The 26,748-nt window shown below is 56.1% G+C and carries 21 protein-coding genes; 14 read left to right on the plus strand and 7 right to left on the minus strand.

Annotated features, from left to right (window positions below):
- Positions 1-154 precede the first annotated feature (154 nt).
- The 5 genes from guaD (at position 155) to dcp (ending at position 8,253) form a co-directional block, all read left to right on the plus strand.
- A complete protein-coding gene (guaD, locus tag ACFL9S_RS05675) occupies positions 155-1,486 on the plus strand; it encodes a guanine deaminase (protein WP_405260838.1) in 1,332 nt (443 codons plus the stop codon).
- Complete coding sequence (gene xdhA / locus ACFL9S_RS05680; RefSeq protein ID WP_405260840.1) at positions 1,483-2,925, plus strand: xanthine dehydrogenase small subunit; 1,443 nt, start codon at positions 1,483-1,485, stop codon at positions 2,923-2,925. The genes guaD and xdhA overlap by 4 nt, the downstream gene beginning before the upstream one ends.
- Positions 2,915-5,281 carry a xanthine dehydrogenase molybdopterin binding subunit gene (gene xdhB, locus ACFL9S_RS05685; RefSeq protein ID WP_405260842.1) on the plus strand — a complete coding sequence of 789 codons (2,367 nt, stop codon included), beginning with the start codon at positions 2,915-2,917 and terminating at the stop codon, positions 5,279-5,281. Before xdhA ends, xdhB begins: the two co-directional genes overlap by 11 nt.
- Entirely contained in the window at positions 5,271-6,044 is a 774-nt protein-coding gene (gene xdhC, locus ACFL9S_RS05690; RefSeq protein ID WP_405260844.1) for a xanthine dehydrogenase accessory protein XdhC, read from the plus strand. The genes xdhB and xdhC overlap by 11 nt, the downstream gene beginning before the upstream one ends.
- Positions 6,045-6,108: 64 nt before the next feature.
- Positions 6,109-8,253 carry a peptidyl-dipeptidase Dcp gene (gene dcp, locus ACFL9S_RS05695; RefSeq protein ID WP_405260846.1) on the plus strand — a complete coding sequence of 715 codons (2,145 nt, stop codon included), beginning with the start codon at positions 6,109-6,111 and terminating at the stop codon, positions 8,251-8,253.
- 62 nt (positions 8,254-8,315) lie between these two features.
- Here dcp and ACFL9S_RS05700 read toward each other — a convergent pair whose 3' ends face one another.
- The 3 genes from ACFL9S_RS05700 to bglF all read right to left on the minus strand — a co-directional run bounded on the left by ACFL9S_RS05700 (position 8,316) and on the right by bglF (position 12,703).
- Complete coding sequence (locus ACFL9S_RS05700) at positions 8,316-9,299, minus strand: nucleoside hydrolase (protein ID WP_405260848.1); 984 nt, start codon at positions 9,297-9,299, stop codon at positions 8,316-8,318.
- Between the two features lie 99 nt (positions 9,300-9,398).
- The gene (locus tag ACFL9S_RS05705) at positions 9,399-10,793 is read right to left on the minus strand and encodes a glycoside hydrolase family 1 protein (protein WP_405260850.1); all 1,395 of its coding nucleotides are present in this window, start codon (positions 10,791-10,793) and stop codon (positions 9,399-9,401) included.
- 20 nt (positions 10,794-10,813) lie between these two features.
- Positions 10,814-12,703: a PTS beta-glucoside transporter subunit IIABC gene (gene bglF, locus ACFL9S_RS05710; protein ID WP_405260852.1), complete on the minus strand. Its 1,890-nt coding sequence runs from the start codon at positions 12,701-12,703 to the stop codon at positions 10,814-10,816.
- Positions 12,704-13,184: 481 nt separating this feature from the next.
- On the opposite strand from bglF, the gene zntB reads away from it, so the two are divergent.
- From zntB to dbpA, 4 genes are all read left to right on the plus strand, one after another.
- Complete coding sequence (gene zntB, locus ACFL9S_RS05715) at positions 13,185-14,168, plus strand: zinc transporter ZntB (protein ID WP_405260853.1); 984 nt, start codon at positions 13,185-13,187, stop codon at positions 14,166-14,168.
- Between the two features lie 279 nt (positions 14,169-14,447).
- Entirely contained in the window at positions 14,448-14,618 is a 171-nt protein-coding gene (locus ACFL9S_RS05720; RefSeq protein WP_405260854.1) for a hypothetical protein, read from the plus strand.
- Positions 14,619-14,734: 116 nt separating this feature from the next.
- Positions 14,735-15,628, plus strand: a complete 894-nt coding sequence (ttcA, locus tag ACFL9S_RS05725; RefSeq protein ID WP_405260856.1) for a tRNA 2-thiocytidine(32) synthetase TtcA — start codon at positions 14,735-14,737, stop codon at positions 15,626-15,628.
- Positions 15,629-16,179: 551 nt separating this feature from the next.
- On the plus strand, positions 16,180-17,559 hold the full coding sequence (gene dbpA, locus ACFL9S_RS05730) for an ATP-dependent RNA helicase DbpA (protein ID WP_405260857.1): 1,380 nt from the start codon (positions 16,180-16,182) through the stop codon (positions 17,557-17,559).
- Between the two features lie 59 nt (positions 17,560-17,618).
- Here the strand turns inward: dbpA and ACFL9S_RS05735 are convergent, their stop codons facing one another.
- Entirely contained in the window at positions 17,619-17,906 is a 288-nt protein-coding gene (locus ACFL9S_RS05735) for a putative quinol monooxygenase (RefSeq protein WP_405260858.1), read from the minus strand.
- Between the two features lie 283 nt (positions 17,907-18,189).
- Between ACFL9S_RS05735 and ACFL9S_RS05740 the strand changes: the two genes are divergently transcribed.
- From ACFL9S_RS05740 to yciH, 3 genes are all read left to right on the plus strand, one after another.
- Positions 18,190-18,462, plus strand: a complete 273-nt coding sequence (locus ACFL9S_RS05740; RefSeq protein ID WP_405260859.1) for a DUF333 domain-containing protein — start codon at positions 18,190-18,192, stop codon at positions 18,460-18,462.
- A gap of 159 nt (positions 18,463-18,621) precedes the next feature.
- On the plus strand, positions 18,622-19,338 hold the full coding sequence (pyrF, locus tag ACFL9S_RS05745) for an orotidine-5'-phosphate decarboxylase (protein ID WP_405260860.1): 717 nt from the start codon (positions 18,622-18,624) through the stop codon (positions 19,336-19,338).
- Between the two features lie 2 nt (positions 19,339-19,340).
- Positions 19,341-19,667 (plus strand): stress response translation initiation inhibitor YciH, encoded by a 327-nt coding sequence (gene yciH / locus ACFL9S_RS05750; protein ID WP_405260861.1) that lies wholly within the window; start codon positions 19,341-19,343, stop codon positions 19,665-19,667.
- Between the two features lie 54 nt (positions 19,668-19,721).
- Here the strand turns inward: yciH and osmB are convergent, their stop codons facing one another.
- A complete protein-coding gene (gene osmB / locus ACFL9S_RS05755; protein WP_405260862.1) occupies positions 19,722-19,940 on the minus strand; it encodes an osmotically-inducible lipoprotein OsmB in 219 nt (72 codons plus the stop codon).
- Between the two features lie 406 nt (positions 19,941-20,346).
- Here osmB and araD point away from each other — a divergent pair, with 406 nt between their 5' ends.
- Positions 20,347-21,045, plus strand: a complete 699-nt coding sequence (gene araD, locus ACFL9S_RS05760) for an L-ribulose-5-phosphate 4-epimerase (RefSeq protein ID WP_405260863.1) — start codon at positions 20,347-20,349, stop codon at positions 21,043-21,045.
- A 276-nt stretch (positions 21,046-21,321) separates the two neighbouring features.
- The gene (locus tag ACFL9S_RS05765; RefSeq protein ID WP_405260864.1) at positions 21,322-22,191 is read left to right on the plus strand and encodes a crotonase/enoyl-CoA hydratase family protein; all 870 of its coding nucleotides are present in this window, start codon (positions 21,322-21,324) and stop codon (positions 22,189-22,191) included.
- Between the two features lie 8 nt (positions 22,192-22,199).
- Here the strand turns inward: ACFL9S_RS05765 and pdeR are convergent, their stop codons facing one another.
- The gene (gene pdeR / locus ACFL9S_RS05770; protein ID WP_405260865.1) at positions 22,200-24,191 is read right to left on the minus strand and encodes a cyclic di-GMP phosphodiesterase; all 1,992 of its coding nucleotides are present in this window, start codon (positions 24,189-24,191) and stop codon (positions 22,200-22,202) included.
- Between the two features lie 578 nt (positions 24,192-24,769).
- Entirely contained in the window at positions 24,770-26,713 is a 1,944-nt protein-coding gene (locus ACFL9S_RS05775; RefSeq protein ID WP_405260866.1) for an exoribonuclease II, read from the minus strand.
- Positions 26,714-26,748 lie beyond the last annotated feature (35 nt).

A 26,748-nucleotide genomic window follows, 5' to 3' on the forward strand; every position in this document is an offset into this window, starting at 1 on the left:
CTTTTTGCCTGGATTGACAGGATTATTAATTAACCCATTGTATTTTAATGAAAAAACATCAACGCTCCGAATGGCATAACTTTTGCTACCTTAAATCTATATGCTCGCCGTGATGACAACAGACCGGCTGGCCGCTCTCTTTTAAGGAATTGTTATGTCTCAAAATGCAACCCAGGCCATCCGCGCCAGTTTTTTTGATATCACCCAAACCGTGGACAATCCGCAGCAGTTGCCGGCGGCCGCGCGTTATATTGAAGACGGCCTGTTGTTACTCAATCAGGGCGTGATTGTCGGGTTGTCTGGCTGGGAAGAGGGGCAGCACCGGTTGCCGCCGGATATTGATCTGCTGGACTGCCGTGGCCGGCTGATTGTGCCGGGCTTTGTCGATACCCATATCCACTATCCACAGACAGAGATGATCGGCGCATTTGGCGAGCAACTGCTGGAGTGGCTGAATCAGTACACTTTCCCGGTAGAGAGCCAGTATCACTGCCCGCAACATGCAGCCCGCATGTCGGCATTCTTCCTGCAACAGCTACTGAGTAACGGCACCACCACTGCGCTGGTGTTTGGCACCGTCCATCCGCAGTCGGTAGATGCGCTGTTTACCGCCGCATCGGCCCTTGAGATGCGCCTGATTGCCGGTAAAGTCATGATGGATCGTAATGGCCCGGATGCCCTGATGGAGACGCCGGAGCAGAGCTACCAGCAGACCCGCGAACTGATTGAGCGCTGGCACAATAAAGGCCGCCTGAGTTATGCCCTGACGCCGCGCTTTGCCCCGACCTCATCGCCTGAACTGCTGGCAAAAGTGCAGCAGTTGCGCCACGAGTTCCCGGACACCTGGCTGCACACGCACCTCAGCGAAAACCCGCAGGAGATCGCCTGGGTAAAAGAACTGTTCCCCCAGCATAACGGCTACCTGGACGTCTATCACCAGTACCAGCTGACCGGCGAGCGCAGCCTGTTTGCCCACTGCCTGCATCTGGACCGACACGAATGGGACTGCCTGTACCACACCGGTTCCGCCGTGGCGTTCTGTCCGACGTCGAATCTGTTCCTGGGCAGCGGCCTGTTTGACCTGAAAACCTGCTGGCACAAAGGCGTGAAGATGGGCATCGGCACCGATGTTGGCGCGGGCACCACCTTCAACATGCTGCAAACGATGGGCGAAGCCTACAAAGTGGGCCAGCTTCAGCGCTACAAACTGTCGGCCTGTGAAGCCTTCTACCATGCCACGCTGGGCGGGGCGAAAGCGCTGGATCTCGATGACCGCATTGGCAATTTTATGCCGGGCAAAGAAGCTGATTTTGTGATCCTCGACCCGGCGGTATCCCCGTTGCAACAAATGCGGCACGCCAACAGCCGCGATATCTGGGAGAAACTGTTTGTACTGATGACGCTGGGTGACGATCGCAATATCGCCGCCACCTGGGTCAATGGTCGCTGCGTCTGGCAGCGTGAAGAGAAGGAGCGTGCCGCATGATCCAGTTCTTACTTAACCAGCGCCTGGTCAGCGAGCAGGACCTCGACCCCAATACCACGATCCTCAACTACCTGCGCCAGCACCAGCGGCGTTGCGGCACTAAAGAGGGCTGCGCCTCCGGGGATTGCGGGGCCTGTACCGTGACGCTGGGCCATGTGGAGCAAGGGAAAATGCGCTATCAGACGGTGAACAGCTGTCTGACGTTTGTCAGCCATTTACAGGGAAAACAGTTGATTAGCGTGGAAGATCTGCGCCAGCCGGACGGCTTACATGGCGTACAGCAGGCGATGGTGGACTGCCACGCTTCACAGTGTGGCTTCTGCACACCAGGCTTTGTGATGTCGATTTTCACCCTGCAAAAAAACGGCGGCGGCAATTCCCGGCAGATTGAACAGGCGCTGGCCGGAAATCTCTGTCGCTGCACCGGCTACCGTCCGATTGTTGACGCCGCCCGCCAGGCCTGCGGGCAGGCACCGCAGGACAGTTTTGATCGGCAGGAAGCGGCCACCGTGGCGCAGTTGCTGGCGCTGCAAACCCCGGAGATGCAGGAAATCAACCATCGGGGCAACCGCTGCCTGCTGCCGAAAACGGTGAAGCAGCTGTCCGACGCGCTGCTGGCCCATCCGCAGGCGAAACTGCTGGCCGGAGGAACCGACCTGGCGCTTCAGGTGACCCAGCGCGGCGAGGCGTTACCGCTGCTGATTGCGCTCGACCAGATTGATGAGCTGAAGCACTGCACGATCAGTGGCGATGAGATGGTGCTGGGAGCCGGAACGTCCCTGAGCCGCTGCTGGCAATGGCTGGAGGATGAAATCCCGGCGCTGACGCAGATTCTGGCGCGTTTTGCTTCTCAGCAGATCCGCAACCTCGGCACGCTGGGCGGCAATATTGGCAACGCCTCGCCGATTGGCGATATGCCGCCGATGTTACTGGCGCTGGATGCGTCGCTGATCCTGCAACAGGGCGACAGCCAGCGGCGTCTGCCGTTGGAGGACTTCTTCCTCAGTTACCGGAAAACGGCGCTGCGCGAGGGGGAATTTATCCGCGCAGTGGTGATTCCGCGAGCCACGATCGCGCAGCATTTCCGCGCCTGGAAAGTCTCTAAACGGCGGGAGGATGATATTTCTGCGGTGTTTGCCGCCTTCACGCTGGCAACCGATGAGGCGGGCCGCATCAGCAGCGTGCGCATCGCATTTGGCGGTATGGCCGAAACCCCGCGCCGCGCCCGTCACTGCGAGCAGCAATTGCTGGGGCAACCGCTGACCACCAGCGCGGTCGAAAACGCCTGCCGGGCACTGGAACAGGATTTTCAGCCGTTGAGCGATTTTCGTGCCAGCGCCGCGTATCGCCTGCAGCTGGCGAAAAATCTGCTGCGACGTTATCACGCCACGCTGAGTGGCGAACTGACCGTGACGGAGGTATCAGACTATGTCTTATAAACCCCCGGCCTTAAGCCCGGACGCGCTGGCCCGCCAGTTTCAACAGGATAATGCGGGTGGCGTGGGCAAAAGCACGCGGCATGACAGCGCGGCGATGCACGTTGCCGGAGAAGCCCTCTACATTGATGACCGCCTGGAACTGCCGGGCATGCTGCATCTCTGCCCGCGCCTCAGCGAACATGCCCATGCACGTATTCTCAGCATTGACGTTGAGCCGTGCTATCGCGTGCCCGGCGTGGTGCAGGTGCTGACCTGGGAAAGTGTGCCCGGCGAGCTGGATATTGGCCCGCTGGAGCCGGGCGATCCCCTGATGGCGAAAGGGATCGTGGAGTACGTCGGACAGATGGTGCTGGTGGTGGCCGCCGAGAGCGAACAGGCAGCACGCCAGGCCGCCGCGCTGGCGGTGATTGAGTATCAGCCGCTGACCCCGCTGCTGGATGTGAAGCAGGCATTAGAGCAGGGCAGTTTTGTCCAGCAGCCGCATATCCACCAGCGCGGGGATGCGGATGCCGCGCTGGAGAAGGCGACCCATCGTCTGAAAGGCGAGTTTCATATTGGCGGCCAGGAGCATTTCTACCTGGAAACCCAGGTGGCGCTGGTGGTGCCGGGCGAAGATCGTGCCTTGCAGGTTTACTCCTCTACCCAGAACCCCACCGAAGTACAGAAGCTGGTGGCGTCGGTGATGGGGCTGACGATGAACAAAGTGACCATCGATATGCGCCGCATGGGCGGCGGTTTTGGCGGTAAAGAGACGCAGGCGGCAGGTGTTGCCTGCCTCTGTGCGCTGGCGGCTCGTTTGAGCGGCAGGCCAGCCAAAATGTGCCTGTCGCGCCGCGACGATATGCTGACCACCGGAAAACGGCACCCGTTTTTTGTGCGTTATGAAGTGGGCGTGGAGGCAGACGGGCGCTTTAGCGGGGTGAAGATCGACCTCGCGGGAAACTGTGGTTACTCACTGGATCTGTCCGGTTCGATTATCGATCGGGCGATGTTCCACGCCGACAATGCCTATTACCTCGGCGATGCGCTGATCACCGGCTACCGTTGCCGCACCAACACCGCGTCTAATACCGCCTATCGCGGCTTTGGCGGGCCGCAGGGCATGGTGGCGATTGAACAGATCATGGACCACATCGCCCGTGAGCTGGGCCTTGACCCGCTGGAGGTGCGCAAACGCAACTACTACGGTAAACAGACGCGCAATGTCACCCACTATTATCAGACGGTTGAAGATAATCTGCTGGATGAGATCACCGCGCAGCTTGAACAGAGCGCAGACTACGCCGCACGACGGGCGGAGATCACGGCGTTTAATGCTGCCAGCCCGGTGATGAAACGCGGCCTGGCGCTGACGCCGGTGAAGTTTGGCATCTCCTTTACCTCCAGCTTTCTCAACCAGGCAGGGGCGCTGATCCTGATTTACACCGATGGCACGGTGCAGCTTAATCATGGCGGCACCGAAATGGGCCAGGGGCTGAACACCAAAGTGGCGCAGATCGTCGCTGAGGTGTTGCAAATCGACATTAACTGCATTCAAATCACTGCCACCGACACCGGAAAAGTGCCGAACACCTCGCCTACTGCGGCCTCCAGCGGCACCGACCTTAACGGTAAGGCAGCACAGAACGCGGCGGAAATCCTGCGCGAAAGGCTGGTCAGCCTGCTGTGCAAACTGCATAACTGTGGTGCGGAACAGGTGACGTTCAGTAACGGCATTGTTCAGGTTGGCGATAAATACTTTACCTTTGCCGATGTCGCCCAGCTGGCATGGCTCAATCAGGTGCCGCTCTCTGCCACCGGTTACTACCGCGTGCCGGGGATCCACTACAACCGCCTGGCCGGGCGCGGCCAGCCGTTTTATTACTTTGCTTATGGCGCGGCCTGTGCCGAAGTGCTGATCGACAGCCTGACCGGGGAATATCGCCTGCTGCGTGCCGATATCCTGCACGACGTGGGGGCTTCGCTAAACCCGGCGATCGACATCGGCCAGGTGGAAGGGGGCTTTGTGCAGGGCATGGGCTGGCTGACCAGCGAAGAGCTGGTGTGGAACGACAAAGGTCGGTTGCTCACCGATGGCCCGGCGAGCTACAAAATTCCGGCGATTGGCGACGTGCCGCACGACTTAAGGGTGACGCTGGTCGAGAATCGTAAAAATCCGCAGGACACGGTGTTCCACTCAAAAGCAGTGGGAGAACCGCCGTTTATGCTGGGGATCGCCGTCTGGTGTGCCTTGCAGGATGCGGTGTCCAGCGTGGGTGGCTACCGCCAGCACCCGCTGCTGGACGCCCCCGCCACGCCGGAGCGGGTGTTCTGGGGCGCGGAGAAACAGCGTTCAGGAGGTGAAGATGCGCAGTGATGACTGGATTACGATTCTGGCGAACCTGCGCGATCGCGCAGAACCCTGCGTGCTGTTGACGGTGCTGGATGATAAAGGATCTGTTCCGCGCGATCGCGGCAGTAAAATGGTGGTGACCGCCGATAAAACCTGGCTGACCATCGGCGGCGGTCATCTGGAATTTCAGTCAGTGGCCATAGCACGCGAGATGCTATTGCACGGCCAGACGCGGGCGCGCTACGAACAGTTTAACCTCGGCGCGCGCCTTGGGCAGTGTTGCGGCGGCATCAGCAGCGTACTGTTCGAACCGCTCATCCAGGCTCAGCCGCAGATAGCGGTCTTCGGTGCCGGGCATGTGGGGCAGGCGCTGGTGACGTTACTGGCTACGTTACCCTGTCACGTTCACTGGGTGGATGAGCGCGCAGAACAGTTCAACCCGGTGCCGCCGGGCGTCACCGTCTGCTGCCTGGAAGACCCGACAGAGCAGGTAAAACGCATGCCTGCGGGCAGCTACTATGTGGTGATGACCCATCACCACCCGCGCGATCTTGAACTCTGTGAAGCGATCCTTCGCCGTGACGACGCCGGTTATTTCGGCATGATCGGCTCAGACACCAAACGCCAGCGCTTTGACTATCGGCTCGAGGGCAAAGGCTTCAGCCGTGACCAGCTTAACCGCCTGCGCTGCCCGATTGGCTTGCCGGAAGTGAAAGGCAAACTGCCTGCGGAAATCGCGGTAGCCGTGGCGGCGGAAATTATTGCCTGTTATCAACGACGGGAATGATTTTGCGCGCAGGCGCGCGGGCGATTATGCTGAGGGTTCAGCCAAAGGGAATGGGAGCAGGGAAATGAAGATCGCACCGTTAGTCTGGGCCATTAGTCTTGCACTGACCGCCAGCGCACAAAGCGCATGGGCGGCAGAGCCGCAAAAGGAGAGTCGTCACATGTCGTCGCAGCACAATAGCCCCTTCAGTCAGACCAGTTCACTGCCTTTCCAGGCACCGCCTTTTGACCACATCACCACCGCAGATTACCGCCCGGCGCTGATCGCGGCGATAGTGGAAAAGCGTGATGAGATTGCGCGCATTGCGGATAACACCGCCGCACCAACGTTTAAAAATACGTTCGAGGCACTGGAGCTGAGCGGGCAGAGCCTGCGACGCGTCAACAATGTGTTCAGCGCCATGACCTCGGGCAACACCAGCGATGAACTTCAGGCGCTGGACGAAGAGATGTCACCGAAGCTGGCCGCGCTGGATGATGACATCAAGCTGAACGGCAAGCTGTTTGCCCGACTGGATGCGGTTTATCAGCAACGGCAACAGCTGGCGCTGGACCCGGAGTCGCTGCGCCTGGTCGAAGTCACCTGGCAGGCGTATGTGCTGGCCGGGGCGCGCCTGACGGAGAGTGACAAAACCGCGCTGAAAGCCCTGAATCAGGAGTCCGCCACACTCAGCACGCGTTTCACCAACCGCCTGCTGGCCGCCACCAAAGCGGGAGGCGTTGTATTTAGCGATGCGCAGGCGCTGGCAGGATTAAGTGACGCAGAGATAGCGGGCGCGGCTGAAGCGGCGGGATCGCGCGGATTGAGCCATCAGTGGTTGCTGGCCCTGCACAACACCACGCAGCAGCCCGATCTGCAAACCCTGACGGACCGGGCGACTCGTGAGAAGCTCTTTACGGCCAGCTGGACGCGTGCCGAAAAAGGCGATGCCAATGATACCCGCGAGGTGATTGTTCGCCTGGCGCAGGTGCGCGCACAGCAGGCGAAGCTGCTGGGCTTTGACAGCTACGCCGCCTGGAAACTGCAGGACCAGATGGCGAAAACCCCGCAGGCCGCTTTTGACTTTATGCGCCAGATTGTGCCAGCCGCTACCGCACGGGCGCAGCGTGAAGCGGACGATATCCAGGCGGTGATCGACCAGCAGAAAGGCGGCTTTACCCTGGCGCCCTGGGACTGGCTGTTCTATGCCGAGCAGGTGCGTCGTGCGAAGTACGACCTCGATGAAGCGCAGATTAAACCCTATTTTGAACTGAACAACGTGCTGGAAAATGGCGTGTTTTATGCCGCCACCCAGCTGTACGGCATCACCTTTAAACCGCGCCCGGATATCCCGGTGTATCACCCGGATGTGAAAGTGTATGAAGTGCTGGATAAAGACGGCAGTTCGCTGGCGCTGTTCTATGCCGACTGGTTCAAACGCGATAATAAAGGCGGTGGTGCCTGGATGGGCAACTTTGTTGAACAGTCGACGCTCTTGGGAACAAAACCGGTGATTTACAACGTCGCCAACTACAGCAAACCGGTGGCCGGGCAGCCTGCGCTGTTGTCATGGGATGATGTGATCACGATGTTCCATGAGTTCGGCCATGCGCTGCACGGTATGTTTGCCGATCAGCGTTACCCGAGCCTCTCCGGCACCGAAACGCCGCGTGATTTTGTTGAGTTTCCGTCGCAGTTTAACGAGCACTGGGCCAGCAACGCTCAGGTGTTCAACCACTTTGCCCGCCATTACCAGAGCGGTGAGCCGATGCCTGCGGCACTGCGTGAAAAGATGCTGCGTGCCAGCACCTTTAATAAAGGCTATGACATGAGCGAACTGCTGGCCGCCGCGCTGCTGGATCTGCACTGGCACAGCCTGAGTGACGGGCAGCCGCTGCAACAGGCCGACCGCTTTGAACAGGCGGCGCTGGAGAAAGAGCATATTCATCTGGCTGCCGTACCGCCGCGCTATCGTTCCAGTTATTTTCAGCATATCTGGGGCAACGGTTATGCCGCCGGCTATTACGCCTATCTGTGGACCGAAATGCTGGCCGATGATGGCTTTGCCTGGTTTGAGGAGCACGGCGGGCTGACGCGGGAAAATGGTCAGCGGTTCCGCGATAAAGTGCTGTCGCGCGGCAACAGTGAAGACCTTAAGCAGCTCTATCATGACTGGCGTGGACAGGAACCGGCCATTGAGCCGATGCTGCACAACCGTGGGCTGAAATAACGTTTTATGCAGCAGTCGGGTAAACGATAAGGGGCAGGCCGGGAAAGGCTTGCCCCTTGATTTTACTGACCGTACGCCAGCTGTAATTTGGCGTAGAAATCTTCCAGTACAAAGCGCGCATCAATCGCGTTATAGACACGAATTTCGCGATGGCTTTCATCAATGCCGTACGTCAGGTCATCATTCAGCTTGGGTGCCTTCACCATCGTATAGTGATATTCGTGATCGTCCAGCAGCAGGCCAATCGCCGGGTTGTCGCCCAGTACCCAGACTTCACTTTTCGGCCAGGGAATGCCTTTCAGATTGGCCGATGCCCAATCGTTAAATTCCAGCATCTGCTGCCAGAGATACTCCCCGGTTTTCCCCTGCGGCTTCACTTTGACCGCCAGTTCGGCCAGCGATACGCGCATCGACATATAAACATTGTGCGGCACCTGCCACAGTGGCGCTTTCGAGGCGAACAGAATGCGTCCGGCCTGCGGGTCGTTATACAGGTTGTATTCCCAGCCTCCTTTCGGATACGGATTGCCACCAATCCACACCACGGTTAAGCGGCTGGCAATCTCAGGCCGTGCCTGCAATGCCAGCGCCACATCGGTGGCCGGGCCGAGGACCAGCACAAACAGCGGGCGTTTGTCGTCGTTGAGGGCTTCGCGAATAATGCCTTCAGCACCTTCACTTAACGGTTGAGTCTGCTGATTGATTTCATGCTGAGCACCGTGCCAGACCGGGGTGGAAGCCTGCATCAGTGAGGTCAGATGCTGCAATTCCTGATAACTTTTTGGTTCCGTTGGATCAAACTTCTTCATCATGGTTGCCGTGCGCTGGTAGTGGGCAGCAATCAGCCCGCGCACATCAAATGTTGGCGTCAGCAGGGCATGCGCCACGGCAAAGTCATCATCCGCTTCATTTTTGGCATCGCTGCTGATAATCACCCGCACCTGTTTCGCCACATCGGGCTTGAACGGCAGCGGGTGCCCCGGTGTGGCGGCCAGCAGCGGGGCAGCAAACGACAATGCCAGCACCATCAATAACGGTTTGAACATAATCTCTCCAGAGGTTTGCAGATAAAACCACGCCCTGCGCGATAGCACGCATCGACACAGGGCGGGGATAAAAGGGCAGTCAGACTGCCCGAAGGGGGATTACTTCAGTGATTCGCCGTGGGTTTTAATCACGTTCTGATACCAGAAGAAACTCTTCTTACGGCTGCGGGCGAGGGTGCCGTTGCCCTGATCGTCACGGTCAACGTAAATAAAACCGTAACGTTTGGAGAACTCCGCTTTTGACGCGCTCACCAGGTCAATCGGACCCCAGCAGGTGTAACCGAGCACTTCAACGCCATCGTCAATCGCTTCACGCACCTGCACCAGGTGATCGTTCAGGTAGGCGATGCGATAGTCATCATTAATAGAGCCGTCGGCTTCCACAGTATCGCGGGCACCCAGACCATTCTCGACGATAAACAGCGGTTTCTGATAACGATCGTACAGCTCGTTCATCAGATAACGCAGCCCTTCAGGGTCAATCTGCCAGCCCCACTCAGAACTCGCCAGATGCGGGTTTGGCACCATATTCAGAATATTGGCGCGGGCTTTGTTGTTTTGTTCCTCGTTGGTGGTCACACAACCGGTCATGTAATAGCTGAACGAGATAAAGTCGATCGGCTCGCGCAGGTCTTTCTTATCCTGTTCGCTGATCTCAAGCTCGATGCCATGCTCTTTAAAGTAGCGCGTCATGTAGGCCGGGTAGTAACCCCGCGTCTGCACGTCACCAAAGAACAGCCAGTCACGGTTCTGCTTCTGCGTTTCCAGCAGATCGGCAGGCAGCGGGCTGAGTGGGTACAGCATGGCACCCAGCAGCATATTGCCGATTTTGGCATCCGGGATAATCTGGTGGCAGGCTTTCACCGCGCGCGCACTGCCCACCAGCTGATGGTGGATCGCCTGATATACCGCCTGCTTATCACTCTCTTCCGGCAAACCAACGCCCGTGAAAGGGGCATGCAGCGACATATTGATTTCATTGAAGGTCAGCCAGTGCTTGACCTTATCTTTATAGCGAGTGAACACGGTTTCGGCATAGTTCACGAAGCAGTCGATGGTTTTACGGTTGCCCCAGCCGCCATACTTTTTAATTAAACCGTAAGGCATTTCATAGTGGGACAGGGTCACCAGCGGGGCGATATTGTATTTCGCCATCTCGTCAAACAGACGGTCGTAGAACGCCAGGCCCGCTTCGTTCGGCTGTGTTTCATCGCCTTCCGGGAAGATGCGCGTCCAGGCAATCGACGTGCGCAGAACGGTGAAACCCATTTCGGCAAACAGCTTAATGTCTTCCGGGTAGCGGTGATAGAAATCAATGGCCACATCCTTGATGCCAAAATCACCTTCCTGACGTTCCACGCGCTCACCAAAAATGCCGTGCGGCTGTAAATCCGAGGTGGAAATGCCTTTACCGTCGGTCTGCCATGCGCCTTCGACCTGGTTGGCGGCGACTGCGCCGCCCCAGAGGAAATGTTGTGGGAAACGTTGTGTCATGTTGATCTCCTTATGAAAGATTATTTAATCAGCGTCAGCAGTGGCTCACCTGCGGCCACCTCGCTTTGCTGGCTGGCGGCCAGCACGTCGATATAGTCATCGCTGTTACTGATTAGCACCGGAGTGGTGAGGTCATATCCCGCCGCTTGAATCGCCGGGATATCGAATTCCAGCAGCAGGTCACCGACGCGTACTTTGTCGTCCTGGCTGACGTGAGCGATAAAATGCAGCCCATCGAGTTTGACGGTATCGATGCCAACGTGGATCAGCACTTCTGAACCGTCTTCGGCTTCCAGACCAATGGCGTGGCGGGTGCGGAACAGCGAGGCAACGGTGCCGTTAACCGGGGAAACGACGCGGCCAACACTGGGCTGAATACCGATACCTTTTCCGAGGAGACCGCTGGCAAAGGTCTCATCCGGCACCTGGTCCAGCGCCACGACAGCCCCGCTCATTGGGCTGACCAGCGTCTCTTTGTGCAGCAGATCGGGATTGATGACTGCCATCGGTGCCACGGGTGCGGCGGCTTCAGCGGCTGCCGGTTTCGCCGCAGTCAGACCAAACAGTGACGTGGTCACGGCCGCAAAGAGAAAGGCAATCAGCGCACCGGCAATCGCGGCAACCACGCTGGCATCAAATCCGGTTTTTGGAACCACCTGGCTAAAGGTAAAGACCGACGGTAAACCGAAGGAGTAGCTGGTGGTGTGGTAGAAACCGAGCACCGCAGCACCCAGCGCACCACCAATACAACCGAAGATAAACGGACGGCGGTTCGGCAGCGTGACGCCATAAACCGCAGGTTCAGTGATACCAAACAGGCTGGCACTGAAGGCCGAAGCCGCGATCCCTTTCAGTTTTACATCACGGGTACGCAGCAGCACGCCCAGCGTCGCCCCGGCCTGGCCGAGAACGGCTGGCATCAGCAGAGGGAGCAGGGTGTCCGCGCCATGTACGGCGAGGTTGTTCAGCATGATAGGAACAAGGCCCCAGTGCAGACCGAAGATCACGCACACCTGCCAGAATGCACCCATAAAGGCACCGGCAAAGGTCGGGCTGAAGCTGTAGGCATGGAGATAGCCCGCCGCCAGCAGTTCGCTAACCCAGGTGGCCACCGGGCCAATCAGCATAAAGGTGACGGGAACCACAATCGCCAGGCAGATCAGCGGGGTGGTGAAGTTACGCACGGCGCCCGGCAGGCGGTTATGCACCACGCGCTCAATCAGGCAGGAGAACCAGGCCGCGAAGATAATCGGGATCACGGATGAGCTGTAGTTAATCAGGATCATCGGAATGCCGAAGAAGTGCAGCGGCGGGCTGCCCGCCTGTGAAGCCGTAAAGGCCGCCATCATCATCGGGTGGACCAGTGCCGCACCGATAATCATGGTGGTAAAGGCGTTACCGCCAAATTTCTTGCCCGCGCTGAAACCGAGCAAAATCGGCAGGAAGTAGAAGACGGCATCACCGGCCGCCGAAAGCGTAATGTAAGTGCCGGTGGTTTCAGTGGTCAGGCCGCAGGCCAGCGCCAGAGAGAGCAGTCCTTTAAGGATACCGGAGGCGGCCATGATGCCGACAAACGGGGTGAAGATACCGGAAACAATGTCAATAAAGCGGGCAAACAGTGAACCTTTATCATCGCCCGCGTGACTGTTGTTGCTGTCATCCCCCAGTCCCGCCGTGGTGAGCAGATCCTGATAGACCTCGCTGACGTGGTTTCCAATCACCACCTGATACTGACCCCCGCTTTCCACCACCATGATCACGCCAGCGTTGGCTTTCAGCGCGGCGGTGTCGGCTTTGCGGGTGTCTTTAAGTTTAAAACGCAGACGCGTAGCGCAATGCATCACCGAATTGATGTTCTCTTTGCCGCCTACCCCTTGCAGGATCTCTTCTGATAAAACCTGGTACTTCATTTTATGCTCCTGGTTTCGACATCTATCCCCTTCATACTTCAGGTTGCAGGTGTGTTGGCTGTTTTCGTTCACCCGAATCACTTACTTCAGTAAGCTCATCGGGATTCACTTATTTGCCGCCTTCCTGCACCTTGAATTATTTTGGGTATACGTCATGCGTCATCGGGCCGTTGCTGAATTCAGGCCAAAAAAAAACCTAAACTGCTTCAACATCGCCGAACGGGCGTGAAAAGCAGTTTAGGTTTTGCCTGAAAATCAGTAGCAATCCTGTTTTTGTTGCAGCGATATTTCCTTACTCGCCGGGGGTTGGCAATAGGCAAGGGTTGGAATAAGTGGTTTTCGTGACCGGGATCGACTTTTATCCGGCAGTTTGCTTGCAGATTGTCACGATTTTTAACGTTCAGGACACGGCTCAGATTAGGCAAGCGCGGCAGCACAGGCTAGACTGCATCGTATTGATTCTGTTGAGGGCGACGCAAAAGTGGATGTTATTGCTGGTAAATCATTGCAGGTGTCTGACGCGATTATTTCCTGTCAGTTAGATGGAAAGGGCGGGTTAATCCCGATTGACGACAGCGATGTGCTGACGTGTGACAAGCCGTGCTGGCTGCACCTGAATTATACCCACCGTGAAAGCGCTGACTGGCTGGTATCGACCCCGCTGCTGCCCGATGCGGTGCGTGATGCGCTGGGCGGCGACAGTATGCGTCCACGCGTTAACCGGCTGGGTGATGGCACCATGATCACTCTGCGTAGCATCAATCTCAACAGCGAGTCGCGGCCGGAACAGCTGGTGGTGATCCGCGTCTTTATCAACGAGAAACTGATTGTCTCTACCCGGCAGCGCAAAGTGTTTGCTATTGATGAAGTGCTGACCGATCTCAAAAATGGCAACGGCCCGGTCGACGGTGGCAGCTGGCTGGTGGATGTTTGCGATGCGCTCACCGACCACACCAGCGAGTTTATCGAAGAGCTGCACGATAAGATCATCGACCTGGAAGATGCGGTGGTCGATCAGCAGGTGCCGCCACGCGGTGAGCTGGCCCTGATCCGTAAGCAACTGATTATTATGCGCCGCTACATGGCACCGCAGCGCGACGTTTTTTCACGTATTGCCAGCGAGCGTTTGCCGTGGATGAGCGATGACGATCGTCGCCGTATGCAGGATATTTCTGACCGCCTGGGGCGCGGACTGGATGACCTGGATGCCAGCGTCTCACGCACGGGCGTGCTGGCGGATGAGATCAGCACGGTAATGGCAGACGCGATGAACCGCCGTACTTATACCATGTCGCTGCTGGCGATGGTTTTCCTGCCGACCACCTTCCTGACCGGGTTGTTTGGCGTCAATCTGGGGGGGATCCCCGGTGGTGAGTGGCACTATGGTTTTGCGACCTTCTGCCTGCTGTTGACGCTTCTGGTTACCGGGGTTGCCTGGTGGTTACGGAAACGTAAATGGTTGTGAAAAATGACAATTCTTGCGTAAGAGACACGGGAAATGGGCTGAAAGCTGATCGACATCAATAAATATCCCTGTGGTCCAGGGCAAACTCTTTCCCGCAGGTGAATGCAACGTCAAGCGATGGGCGTTGCGCTCCATATTGTCTTACTTCCTTTTTTGAATTAATGCATAGCACATTTGATTCGTACGACGCCGGCTATCCGCCGGCTTTTTTTTTGCGCGTTTGCCAGCGCGGTCAGATGTCCTACGCTTAATGTTCATACAATGTTTGAGGAGGAAGGTATGCCTGTTGACCGCATCAGGGCTATTCGCTCATCGGAACCACTCAGCGACCCGGCGCCCGTTCCTGGTCCCATTCCTGTACCGCAACCGTTACCCGACCCGCCGCCAATCGATCCTGACCCGATTATTGATCCGCTACCGCATCTGCATCTGCATCTGCATCTGCAATAAAATATCTGGTCGGGAAAAATTGATAGCAGGGCCCTGGGAAACTTCCGTATAATACCCCTTTAAAGAGTCAGCTAAAACACATCGCGATAAAGCTCCCAGGGCCCAGAGAAGTATTTATGAATCAAGTGGATGTAAGAAAAGAAACCCTGGAGATTAATAAACTCCAGAAACGTCTGAGAAGAAATGTTGGCACTGCCATCACCGATTACAACATGATTGAAGACAACGATGTTGTAATGGCCTGTATGAGCGGGGGCAAAGATTCGTTCGCCATGCTGGATATTCTTCTCGGTCTGCAAAAAGTGGCGCCGATCAAATTTGAGATTATTGCCGTCAATCTCGATCAGAAGCAGCCCGGGTTTCCAGAACACATTCTGCCCGCCTATCTCGATAGCTTAAATATCCCTTATTACATTGTGGATAAAGACACCTATTCGGTAGTTAAAGAGAAAGTGCCGGAAGGAAAAACCACCTGTGGTTTATGCTCGCGTCTGCGTCGTGGCACGCTCTATTCCTTCGCCGAGAAGATTGGCGCAACCAAAATCGCGCTGGGCCACCATATGGATGACATCGTTGAGACGTTGTTCCTTAACATGTTCCACGGCGCGAAAATGAAAGCGATGCCGCCTAAGCTACGGTCTGATGACGGGCGTAATGTGGTGATCCGACCGCTGGCGTACTGCCGGGAAAAAGATCTGATTGCCTGGTCAGAATACAAAGCATTCCCGATCATCCCGTGTAATCTTTGCGGCTCGCAGGAAAATCTGCAGCGCCAGGCCATCAAGGCGATGCTGATGGAATGGGATAAAAAGACGCCGGGCCGTGTCGATAGCGTATTTAAGTCGATACAAAATATCAGCCCAAGCCAGTTAGCAGACAAAAACCTGTTCGATTTTGAGGCATTACCGCTGGATCGTAGCGGTGACAGGGCGGAGTATGCCTTTACCGAGGCCACCGTGTCGTCAACCAACATTGATAAATCCCTCTATATTGATGTTGCCAATCTCTGACGTCTGACGCAGGCAATCAGTGCCTGTGTCGTCGGTTAACTGCCCCGGTGTGTGTGACGCACGGGCGCAGTTAACCATCCCACCTAAGAATATTCTGGATTTTCCAAAAGCCCTTAAGTTTTTGCGTTTCCCGCCGTTAATCCTTTCAGTACTTACATCAAATTTTTATCGCTTATGTTCCCCCTGTTTTGCTCAGGGCCGTTTCCAGGCGCGGGTAACCTCATAATAAACAGGCGACACCCGGGGCCTTGATTGACTATAATAACCACCGAGAATTTCGGATTAATCCCACCTTGTACACGCGTGGTGGAATTAAGAACGAAAGTAAGGAGAAGGAATATCTATGAAATGGACCCGGAGAAATACCTGGATTGCGATGGTGGCGGCCTGCCTGATTTTTTGGCTGTTAATCGCATTGGCTTTATCTTAGTCAGACGACACAACACACAGCGCTGTGTGGCACTACCGCCAGCGCTTTTCTCCCCGCCCCGGCGGTTTTCTGCTACACTCTGCGCCAATAATCCTGTCCGTTTTTACCAGAGAACTCTTCCGTGACTGCTTTTTCTACCCTGACACAACTCCCTGCCAGCCAGATCGAAAACCTGAATGAACTGGGCTATCTAGACATGACGCCGGTTCAGGCTGAAGCGCTGCCCGCTATTCTCGAAGGGCGGGATGTTCGCGCTCAGGCGAAAACGGGCAGTGGCAAAACCGCCGCCTTTGGTCTGGGTGTGATGCACCGCGTGGATGCCAGCCAGTACGTCACTCAGGCGCTGGTGCTGTGCCCGACCCGCGAGTTGGCCGACCAGGTTGCCAAAGAGCTGCGCCGTCTGGCGCGCTTCACCGCCAATATTAAAATTCTCACCTTGTGTGGCGGCCAACCGCTGAGCGCACAGCGTGATTCCCTGGTGCATGCACCGCAAATCGTGGTGGGCACGCCGGGTCGTATTCTTGACCATCTGAAGCGCGAAACCCTGAAGCTGGACGGCATCAATACGCTGGTGCTGGATGAAGCCGACCGCATGCTGGAAATGGGTTTCCGCGAAGACATCGACAGCATCATTCGCCATTGTCCGCAGGCGCGTCAGACGCTGCTGTTTTCGGCCACCTGGCCGCAGGGCATTGCCCAGATCAGCCAGAGCATTCAGCGTGACCCGCTGACGGTGGAAACGGGCGATGTGTCCGATTTGCCGAAAATTGAGCAAACATTCTATGAAGCCGGCCCGCGTGAGAAACTGACGGCGCTGATTGGCCTGCTCAGCGAGCGTCAGCCCGCATCCTGCGTGGTGTTCTGCAACACTAAACGCGAATGTGATGATATCGCCCATGCGCTGGAAGCGGGTAATATCAGTGCGCTGGCACTGCATGGCGACCTTGAGCAGCGTGACCGCGATCAGGTGCTGATTCGTTTCGCTAACGGCAGCTGCCGCGTGCTGGTGGCGACCGATGTTGCCGCGCGTGGTCTGGATATCAAGTCGCTGGCGATGGTGGTGAACTACCAGCTGTCGTTTGACCCTGAAGTCCATGTTCACCGCATTGGCCGTACTGCCCGTGCCGGAGAGGAGGGCTGCGCTGTCAGCTTCGTGGCGCAGGATGAGATGATCCGTGCCCATGCGCTGGAAGATTATCTGCAACAGAAACTGGCCTGGCGCAATGTGTCCGAGCTGAAGTCTGTTGCGGCGAAGCCGTTACCGGCAGAGATGGTAACTGTGAGTCTGGACGGCGGGCGTAAAGCCAAAATTCGTCCGGGCGATATTCTCGGCGCATTGACCGGTGACGGCGGGCTGACTGGCGATCAGGTCGGGAAAATTGATATCGGTCCAACGCTGGCGTACGTCGCTATCCGTCTGTCGCAGGCGCGTCAGGTGATGGGGCAGCTGAAAGACGTGAAAATCAAAGGGAAGTCGTGCCGGGCGCGTTTATTAAAATAACGGTCCTCATCTCTGCTCAAGGGGCTGACCTTCTGTTTCGGTCAGCCCGCTAACACAATTTAGATCTTCGTAATCACCGGCGGTGCTGCCAGCAGACCGTCAACGCCCGCCAGCAGCGCTTTAAAGTGGGGCTGCGTTTCATGCAGTTCAATAGCCGCCGCGCTTTTCCAGGTTTCGTGGAACAGGAACAGATCGCTGTTCTCAACGCTACGATACAGATCGTAATGTACGTTTCCTTCCTCAAGGCGGCTCGGCGCCACGCAGCGGTTCAGCACTTCATACAACGCATTGCCTTTACCTGTTGCAGCAGCAAAAGTGGCAACGATCAAAATCGGTGTATCAGACATCTGTCTCTCCTTTAGAAACGTCAAACGGCGGCGTCGATAACGGAATGCTATCCCACCACCAGAATTTAACAGCCTGTAAGCCTGGCATGATTAGGCGGTTTTGACATGATCTTTTCAGGCCTCACGGCATTTCACCGGGTGCGGCAATAAATTAAGACGTCGTGCTATTGATATTTCCATCAGAATGATTTTGTAAAAATCCGTGACAGCTATCGACCTGATGTGCAACGTAGCTTATGCTGGCCCTCGCATTCCAACCTACACTCACCCGGAGCCTGACCTAATGAAAGCAGCGACATTTTTGCTGGCGGCAGCCACGTTATTCCTGTCAGCCTGTAGTAGCGACAGTGATAATGAGCCAACGCAACAGGCGACAGCAGCCCATGTGCCAGCCCGGGTGGTGATGGCCGAGATGGCTGAAAGTGCCTGTGCCAATGCGGGCGGTTCGCTGGCGTTATCGCGTCAGTTGGATGGCAGCTCGGTGGGCATGTGCCAGATGGCTAACGGCCGACGCTGTGGTGAAAGTGCCTTGATGAACGGAAGCTGTGCGCGCTGATTGAGCCATCTGCTTCTGTTGCCCGTCCTGTCACGCTTTTTCCTCTATTGATAACGATAATTCCCAACAGCTTAACTGTGCATTTGCCTGCGTCGCAGGTAGAATGCATGCCGTTTATCGTTTGCGCCGTGCGGTGCTCCACTCAAAGAGGGTCAATCCATGCTTTCACCTCAGGTTACCGGCTCACCGATTGTGGTGGCGTTAGATTATGCGGACCGCAATCGCGCTCTGGCGTTTATTGATCAGATTGACCCGGCCAGCTGCCGTCTTAAAGTCGGCAAAGAGATGTTTACCCTGTTTGGCCCGCAGTGGGTGCGCGATCTGCAACAGCGTGGCTTTGACGTGTTCCTCGATCTGAAATTTCATGATATCCCCAATACGACCGCTCATGCGGTGGCAGCAGCTGCCGACCTCGGCGTATGGATGGTAAACGTCCATGCCAGCGGCGGGGCGCGGATGATGAGCGCAGCGCGTGAAGCGTTACTGCCGTTTGGCAACGATGCGCCTCTGCTGATTGCGGTCACGGTACTGACCAGCATGGATGCCGATGATTTACGTGGTCTGGGGATCGCACTCTCCCCGGCAGAGCAGGCCGAACGACTGGCACGTCTGACACATCAGTGTGGTCTGGATGGTGTGGTCTGCTCCGCGCAGGAAGCCCGTCATTTCAAACAGACAATCGGGCAGGACTTCCGTCTGGTGACACCAGGTATCCGCCCGGAAGGCAGCGATGCAGGCGATCAGCGCCGCATCATGACGCCACAGCAGGCGAAACAGGCTGGGGTGGATTATATGGTGATCGGGCGTCCGATTACGCAATCAGCCGATCCCGCAGGTACACTGCGTGACATCCTTCGTTCCCTGCAAGAGGCATAATCATGGCCGATGACAACAGCCGCCTGGTGTATTCCACTGAAACCGGGCGCATTGATGAGCCAAAAGTTATCGTGCAGCGGCCAAAAGGCGATGGCATTGTGCGTATTCAGCGGCAGACCAGCGGCCGCAAAGGCAAAGGGGTTTGTCTGATTAGCGGTGTCGATCTGGATGATGCTGAATTGAACAAGCTGACGGCCGAACTGAAGAAAAAATGTGGCTGTGGCGGCGCGTTGAAAGACGGGGTGATTGAGATTCAGGGCGATAAACGTGACCTGTTAAAAACCCTGCTGGAGGCGAAAGGCTTTAAGGTCAAACTGGCCGGAGGCTGACACAGTACTACTATCATGGGCCGAACTGTGTTCGGCCCGCGACAGGCTGCTTTATTATTTGTCGATCTGATGTCCGATGATCCCGCCAACAGCGGCGCCACCCAGGGTGCCTAATCCACTTCCGTTTGTCAGAATAGAACCGCCAATTGCGCCAGCACCAGCGCCAATCGCCGTATTTCGATCGCGTTTAGACCAGTTTGAGCAAGCGCTCAGAGAAAGAACTAAGGTTGCAGCCAGCACGGCGGCGGTGATACGTTTTGCAGTGATAGACATAATGACTCTCCTAAAGAACAGCGACGAGATACCTCTACATTATAGAGGACGCTCTGTAATCCCGACCCGAATCCATCGCCTTTTCAGGTGACTTCTGTCACTGAACAGGCAAAAAGCAGTATAAAAAATCGCCTAAAAGGTCTGGGTTACATCTGGGGTCAGCAACGGCATACCTGAATGCTTAGATAGCTCACTATCACCCAGGTTAATTTATGTGACCTATTTTCAATGATTACCGGATGTATTAACAGGTAAAAACTCTTAATTTCTCGTGTCTATTCAGCCAGTCTGATCTCTCAAAACCAGCTGAACAGCCGGATTCAGCCGTTGATCCAGCGAATGTCTCCATACCCCGATCGCCCCCTGGCGCTGACAATAAATCAGCAGCCACAAGGGGGAAAACAACATGCTGGAACAATTGAAGCAGCAGGTACTGGACGCCAATCTGGCGTTGCCGCGCTACGGACTGGTGACGTTCACCTGGGGAAACGTCAGTGCCATCGATCGCCAACAGGGTCTGATGGTGATAAAGCCTTCAGGCGTCAGCTATGAGGACATGAAGCGGGACGACATGGTCGTCGTGGCGCTGGAGTCCGGGGAAGTGATAGAAGGGGACAAACGCCCCTCATCGGATACCGACACGCATCGCGCACTCTATCTCGCCTGGCCAGAGATTGGCGGTATCGTCCATACCCATTCGCGTCATGCGACAATCTGGGCGCAGGCCGGCAAAGATCTCCCCGCCTGGGGCACGACACACGCCGATGACTTCTATGGCGCCATCCCCTGCACGCGTCCTATGCGCGATGATGAAATTCTTGAGCGTTACGAGTGGCAAACCGGGCAGGTGATTATTGAAACGCTGCAACAGCGCAATATTGATCCCCTGGCGATCCCCGCTGTGCTGGTGAACTCGCACGGGCCGTTTGCCTGGGGCCGCAGCGCGGAAGAGGCGGTCCACAGCGCTGTTGTGCTGGAAGAGGTGGCCTATATGGGTATTTTCAGTCAGCAACTGACACCGCAGCTGCCAGCAGTCCAGCAGGTATTGCTGGATAAACACTATCTGCGAAAACATGGCAAAAATGCCTATTACGGCCAGAAATAGCCGCTAACGTCAGCAGCAGGCGCCGGGTTATCACGGCGCCATATTAAGATTTTCCTTATCAATTGTCCTGCCGCGCTTGAGTATTTGGTTATTATTCTTCTGCATTTCTCTCCTGTTAGCCCGTCAATTCAACGCTTCCGATTACGTTTAGCGACGCCGACCTTTCGTGCGGAATTCGGTTATTTTATCTTAAAAATCAAACACCCGTTTAGCATGGTGACACTCTGGATTAGGCTGGAGCTGCGAAGTACGCATAACCAAACAGAGGATAATACGATGACCGTTATAAATCAGACTACCTGCCGCTTGTTCAACGAAGCTGGACAAATGACGCAGCTCTCCGCCTATTATGAAGAAGAGCGTCGCACCATGTGGATGATGCTACGCGCTCAACCTCGCCCGAGTTTTAATCATCAGCTGATCGAGGAGATCATGAACCTCAGCTACGCTGCCCAGCGTTCCGGTTTGAAGATCGATTTTTGGGTCACCGGTTCGCTGGTGCCGACCATGTTTAATGCCGGAGGCGATCTGCGTTTCTTTGTCGAATCGATTAAAAATGGTCGTCGCGAAGCCCTTCGGGCTTATGCTCGTGCCTGCGTGGACTGCATTCATGCGGCTGCGCGTGGCTTCGATACGGGGGCTGTCACCATCGCGATGGTGGAAGGGAGCGCGCTGGGCGGTGGATTTGAAGCCGCGCTGGCGCATCACTTCATCCTGGCCCAAAACACCGCCCGTATGGGTTTCCCGGAAATTGCTTTTAACCTGTTCCCTGGCATGGGCGGTTACTCGCTGGTGGCACGCCGTTCCGGCATGAAACTGGCAGAGGAGCTGATCTGTGAAGGGGAGTCGCATACCGCAGAATGGTTTGAAACGCGCGGCCTGGTGGATCGCCTGTTCCAGCCGGGAGAAGGCTATCGCTGCACACGTACGTTTATTGATACCCTGAAACCGAAATTGAACGGGGTGAGAGCCATGCTGAAAGCCCGTCAGCGGGTGCTTCAGCTGACGCGCGCAGAACTGATGGATATCACGGAAGACTGGGTTGATTTCGCCTTTACCATGGAGCCGAAAGATATCGCCTATATGGAGCGTTTAGTTCAGCTGCAAAACCGCCACAGCGCGCAGTCATTGCTGAAAGCGGGCTGATCATCTAGTCAGGAAGTGGTAATGGCATGATGCTGCGTAAGCCAGTGCTCGAGTTCGTCAGCGGGCATTGGCTTCGCATAGAGGAAGCCCTGGCGGGTATCCACACCATTCGCCATGACAAATTCTCCTTCTTCTTCCGTCTCAATCCCTTCTGCAATCACCTGTAAGCTCAGCGCCTTGGCAACGGCAACAATCGCCCTGACCAGGGACTGAGACACCACCTGCTCATTCACGCCACGGATAAAGCTCTGGTCGAGCTTAATCGCATCGATCGGCACGCGCGCCAGCTGCGAGAGTGAAGAGTAACCCGTACCGAAATCATCCAAATGTACCGCTGCACCCAGCGTTTGGAACTGTTTCATCAATGCCAGCGCCTGTTCTTCATTCTCAATCAGGCAGCTTTCAGTCAGCTCAATATCAATCGGGCAGGTCTCCAGCCCCGCTTGCTCCAGGGCGAGTTTCAGGTCGGTGTAGATGCTCTGGTCAATCAGCTGACGCGGCGACACATTCACTGCCACTCGCAGGTCAATGCCCTGTTTGCGCCAGTGTAGAATTTGCTCCAGCACGCTCAACATCACCCAGCGGCCCAGCGGGATGATCAATCCTGACTCTTCGGCATAGGCAATAAAACTGTCCGGCGACACCAGCCCACGCTCTGGCGACATCCAGCGCACCAGGGCTTCCACGCTGGTGACCGTGCCATCGGCATTCAGTTTCGGCTGGTAGTAAAGCACCAGCTGATGATGCTCCAGCGCTTTGCGCAGGTTAGTGTCGAGCCAGAGATATTCAAACACCCGTTGATTCATTTCGGCTGAGAAAATGCAGAATTTACCGCGCCCGTTCTCTTTGGCCGTGTACATGGCGGTATCGGCATTGCGGATCAAACTTTCACGATCTTCGCCGTGCTGCGGGGCGAGGGCAATACCGATTGAGCATCCCGAATAGACCTCGATCAAACCGATACGGAATGGCTGTTTCAGGCGTTCCAGAATACGTGACGACATCGCTTCCAGTGCGGCCTGGCTGGTCTCTTCGGCCAGAACAATAAACTCATCGCCGCCGAGGCGCGCCAGCGTCTGATCTGTATCAAGGCAGCTTAAAATCGCGAGAGAAACGGCCTGTAACAGCTGGTCGCCGAACATGTGTCCGTAGGCATCATTCACTTTTTTGAAGTTGTCGAGGTCAAGGTAGACCACGCCAATCTGCTGGTTAGCGCGTTTTTCCAGTGCTTCGGTGATTTCGTGATTAATGGCATTGCGGTTCGGCAGGCCGGTAATGGTATCGGTATTGGCCAGCACGCGCAGACGCTCCTGGGCGCGGCGCTCTTCGGTAATATCCGTGCCGGAGCAAATCAGGTAGATCTCATTTTTTCCGCTGCCGCTGTGGACGAATTTATTGCGGAACAGGAACAGACGTTGGCCTTTCTTCGTTTTGATCCAGCGCTCAACCTCATAGGAGCTGCCTTCACGGAAAAACGTGCTGATATTGCGTCGTGAGGCCGCCGCTTCCTGGCGTGACATAAACAGCTGAAACACATTACGGCCGATCACTTCCTGCTCTTTAAGGCCGGTGTACTCTTCACTCAGGCGGTTAAACCGCTGAATTCGCCCCTGCTGATCGACGATCACAATGACGGAATTAGCTTCAGATACCACCTGTTCTGCAAAAGACAGGCCCAGCACCAAATCGCGGGCGACTGAGGAGGTGTCTCCCCAGGCTGATGCGGTTCCTGCCCAGGCAATCTGGGAGACTTTCCTGCCGACCAGATGCATGGACAGTGTATTACCGTACAGCGTGATGGTGAGATTCACGCTGCTGGTGATTACCGTCATATTGCGAAGCAGGCTGGCTTGCGGAGGCGTGAGCGGGACGGCGATGTTAGTTTCGCCGCCTTCGTCTTCGGCAAAATGCAGCGCATCGCTGTCGGAGGATAAACGCCAATGAGGGCTACTGGTGCCAAAATATGCATACAGTAGCGTCTGCCCCTGTTCATCGGTCATTTTTGTCTCCCTTGGTGCTACTTTGCAGGTGGTATCTTCTTATTTTAGCAACAGTATTCGGCAAGCAGCAGAATCACAAGATACGAAGACAATATATTTTTTCGGTGAGAATAAATTTTCAGCATAAAATTCCCCTGTATGGCTATCGGATAGGTGTATTAGCAGGGTAATTTGACTAAGGATGCTGCTTTGTCTGGAAAATATCTTTTAAGATGGTTGCGTTTAAAACACTTTACTGTCCGTAGATTATTCATCAGATATTGACTTTTTCGTCGCGCAGTATTGCCGGGCTTTCCCGTACCGTTGGCAAATCGCTGTGCAACGTGCGTCGGATGGCAAACAGTGCTGCCATCAGTAAGGTCGTTGCGCCACCTACGTCTCGCCGACATCGCGCACGATGGCGGTTAACACACAGCCCCAGTTATTGATCGCCTGACTGGCACTTTCAATGGTAGTGCCTGTCAGCGCAGCCAGGGTGGTAAGGTGTGCGAGGCGCAGGAGATTTTTTCGTCAGGAAGAGGACGTGTAGTCACAGCAGAAAATGCGGGATAGCCGCCAGGCTATCCCGTTGAAGACAATCAGACGACCGGTCGTGCCACGACGCTGCGAGTTTCCATACGCACTTCGGCGATAGTCACTTCGATCAGGTCGGTGACGCGGTAAGCCTCATCGCCTTTGATCTGCACGGTGCCATTCTCGTTGCTGCACACCAGCTCATCACGCACCGCGTGGATGAACGGGGCAGGGACAAAGGCAACCGCGCCGTTTTCCTGGAGGCGTACACGCATACCGCCACGGGAAACATCGATCACTTCCGCGCTGAAACGCTGGTCAGTGCCAACGGATTTCTGCAGGAAACGCGAGTACAACCAGTCTCCGACATCGCGCTCTGCCATACGGTTCTGACGGCGGCGTTCGCTCATCTTCACCGTGACATCATCGGCAGGGCGGCTGGCCGCTTCTCCTTTGATGATCGATTTCAGCAGGCGGTGGTTAACCATATCGCCATACTTACGGATCGGAGAGGTCCAGGTTGCGTAAGCATCCAGACCGAGGCCGAAGTGCGGTCCTGGCGTGGTGCTGACTTCCGCAAATGACTGGAAGCGACGAATACGGCTGTCGAGGAACTGCGTCGGCAGCGTATCCAGCTCGCGGCGCAGCGTGCGGAAGCCTTCCAGCGTTGCAATCGCAGCTGGAACAGCCGTCACACCGTGGTTCGCCAGCACGGCCGCAGCCTGTTCGGCATTCACATCGTCGAAACCAAGGTGCACGTTGTAGATCCCGAAGCCCAGCTTGTCACGCAGCACGGCGGCAGCGCAGATGTTGGCCAGGATCATCGACTCTTCAACGATGCGGTTAGCAATGCGACGATGCTCGGCAATGATATCCAGCACTTCGCCTTTCTCGCCCAACAGGAAGCGGAAATCAGGGCGGTCTTTGAAGACCAGCGCATGGGTTTGACGCCATTCGCTACGTGCCAGGCACAGGCGGTGCAGCAGACGAATCTGTTGTGCAATCGCGTCGCTTTCCGGCTGCCATTCACTCGACTCGTTGGTTTCCAGCCAGTCAGAGACATTGTCGTACGCCAGCTTGGATTTAGACTCAATCCAGGCCGCGAAGAACTGAATGTCTTCACCCGGCGTTCCGTCAGCGGCAATGGTCACGCGGCAGGCCAGCACAGGGCGGCGCTCATTCGGGCGCAGCGAACAGATGTCATCAGACAGCTGGCGTGGCAGCATCGGAATGTTAAAGCCCGGCAGATAGTTGGTGAACGAACGCTCAGCGGCAACCGCATCGAGTTTGCTGTCAGCAGGCACATAGGCCGTTGGATCGGCAATCGCGACGGTCAGTTTCAGCGCGCCATCGGCGGTTTCTTCCACATACAGCGCATCGTCCATATCTTCGGTGCTGGCGCTGTCGATGGTGACGAAGGCCAGGGCAGTGAGGTCTTCACGCTCCAGCTGCTCGTCCAGCATCTCTTCCGGCGTTGCCACATCCGGTGCTTCACGCTCCAGGTTATGGCGAGACAGCGTGACCCACCACGGCGCCAGATGGTCATCCGCAGTGGTAATAAATTCGGTCAGTTCGGCATAAAAACCGCGATCGCCTTTGAGCGGATGACGGCGCATCTCCGCCACAGCCCAGTCACCGGCCTGGAAGTCATGCTTCACATTACGGTCAGGACGGCACTGAATGGCGTCTCTCAGCAGCGGATGATCAGGAACAATCGACAGGCGATCGTCTTTCTTCTGAACGCGGCCAACAAAACGGGTCAGGAAGGGGTCAATTAATGTTTCAGGGTCGGCAACTTCACGATCTTTGTCGGTCTGAATCACGGCACTAACGCGGTCGCCGTGCATGACTTTTTTCATGAACGGTGGCGGAATAAAGTAGCTTTTCTGTGCATCGACTTCCAGGAAGCCGAAACCTTTTTCAGTGCCTTTTACCACACCCTCAACACGCGGCGTCTGGGAGTGGAGTTTCTCTTTAAGCTGCGCGAGCAGCGGGTTATCCTGGAACATAATTTCAACGTTTTCGTGGCCTAAGAGCGGCAGAT

This window comes from Erwinia sp. AnSW2-5 (assembly GCF_045107195.1).
Classification (GTDB): domain Bacteria; phylum Pseudomonadota; class Gammaproteobacteria; order Enterobacterales; family Enterobacteriaceae; genus Erwinia.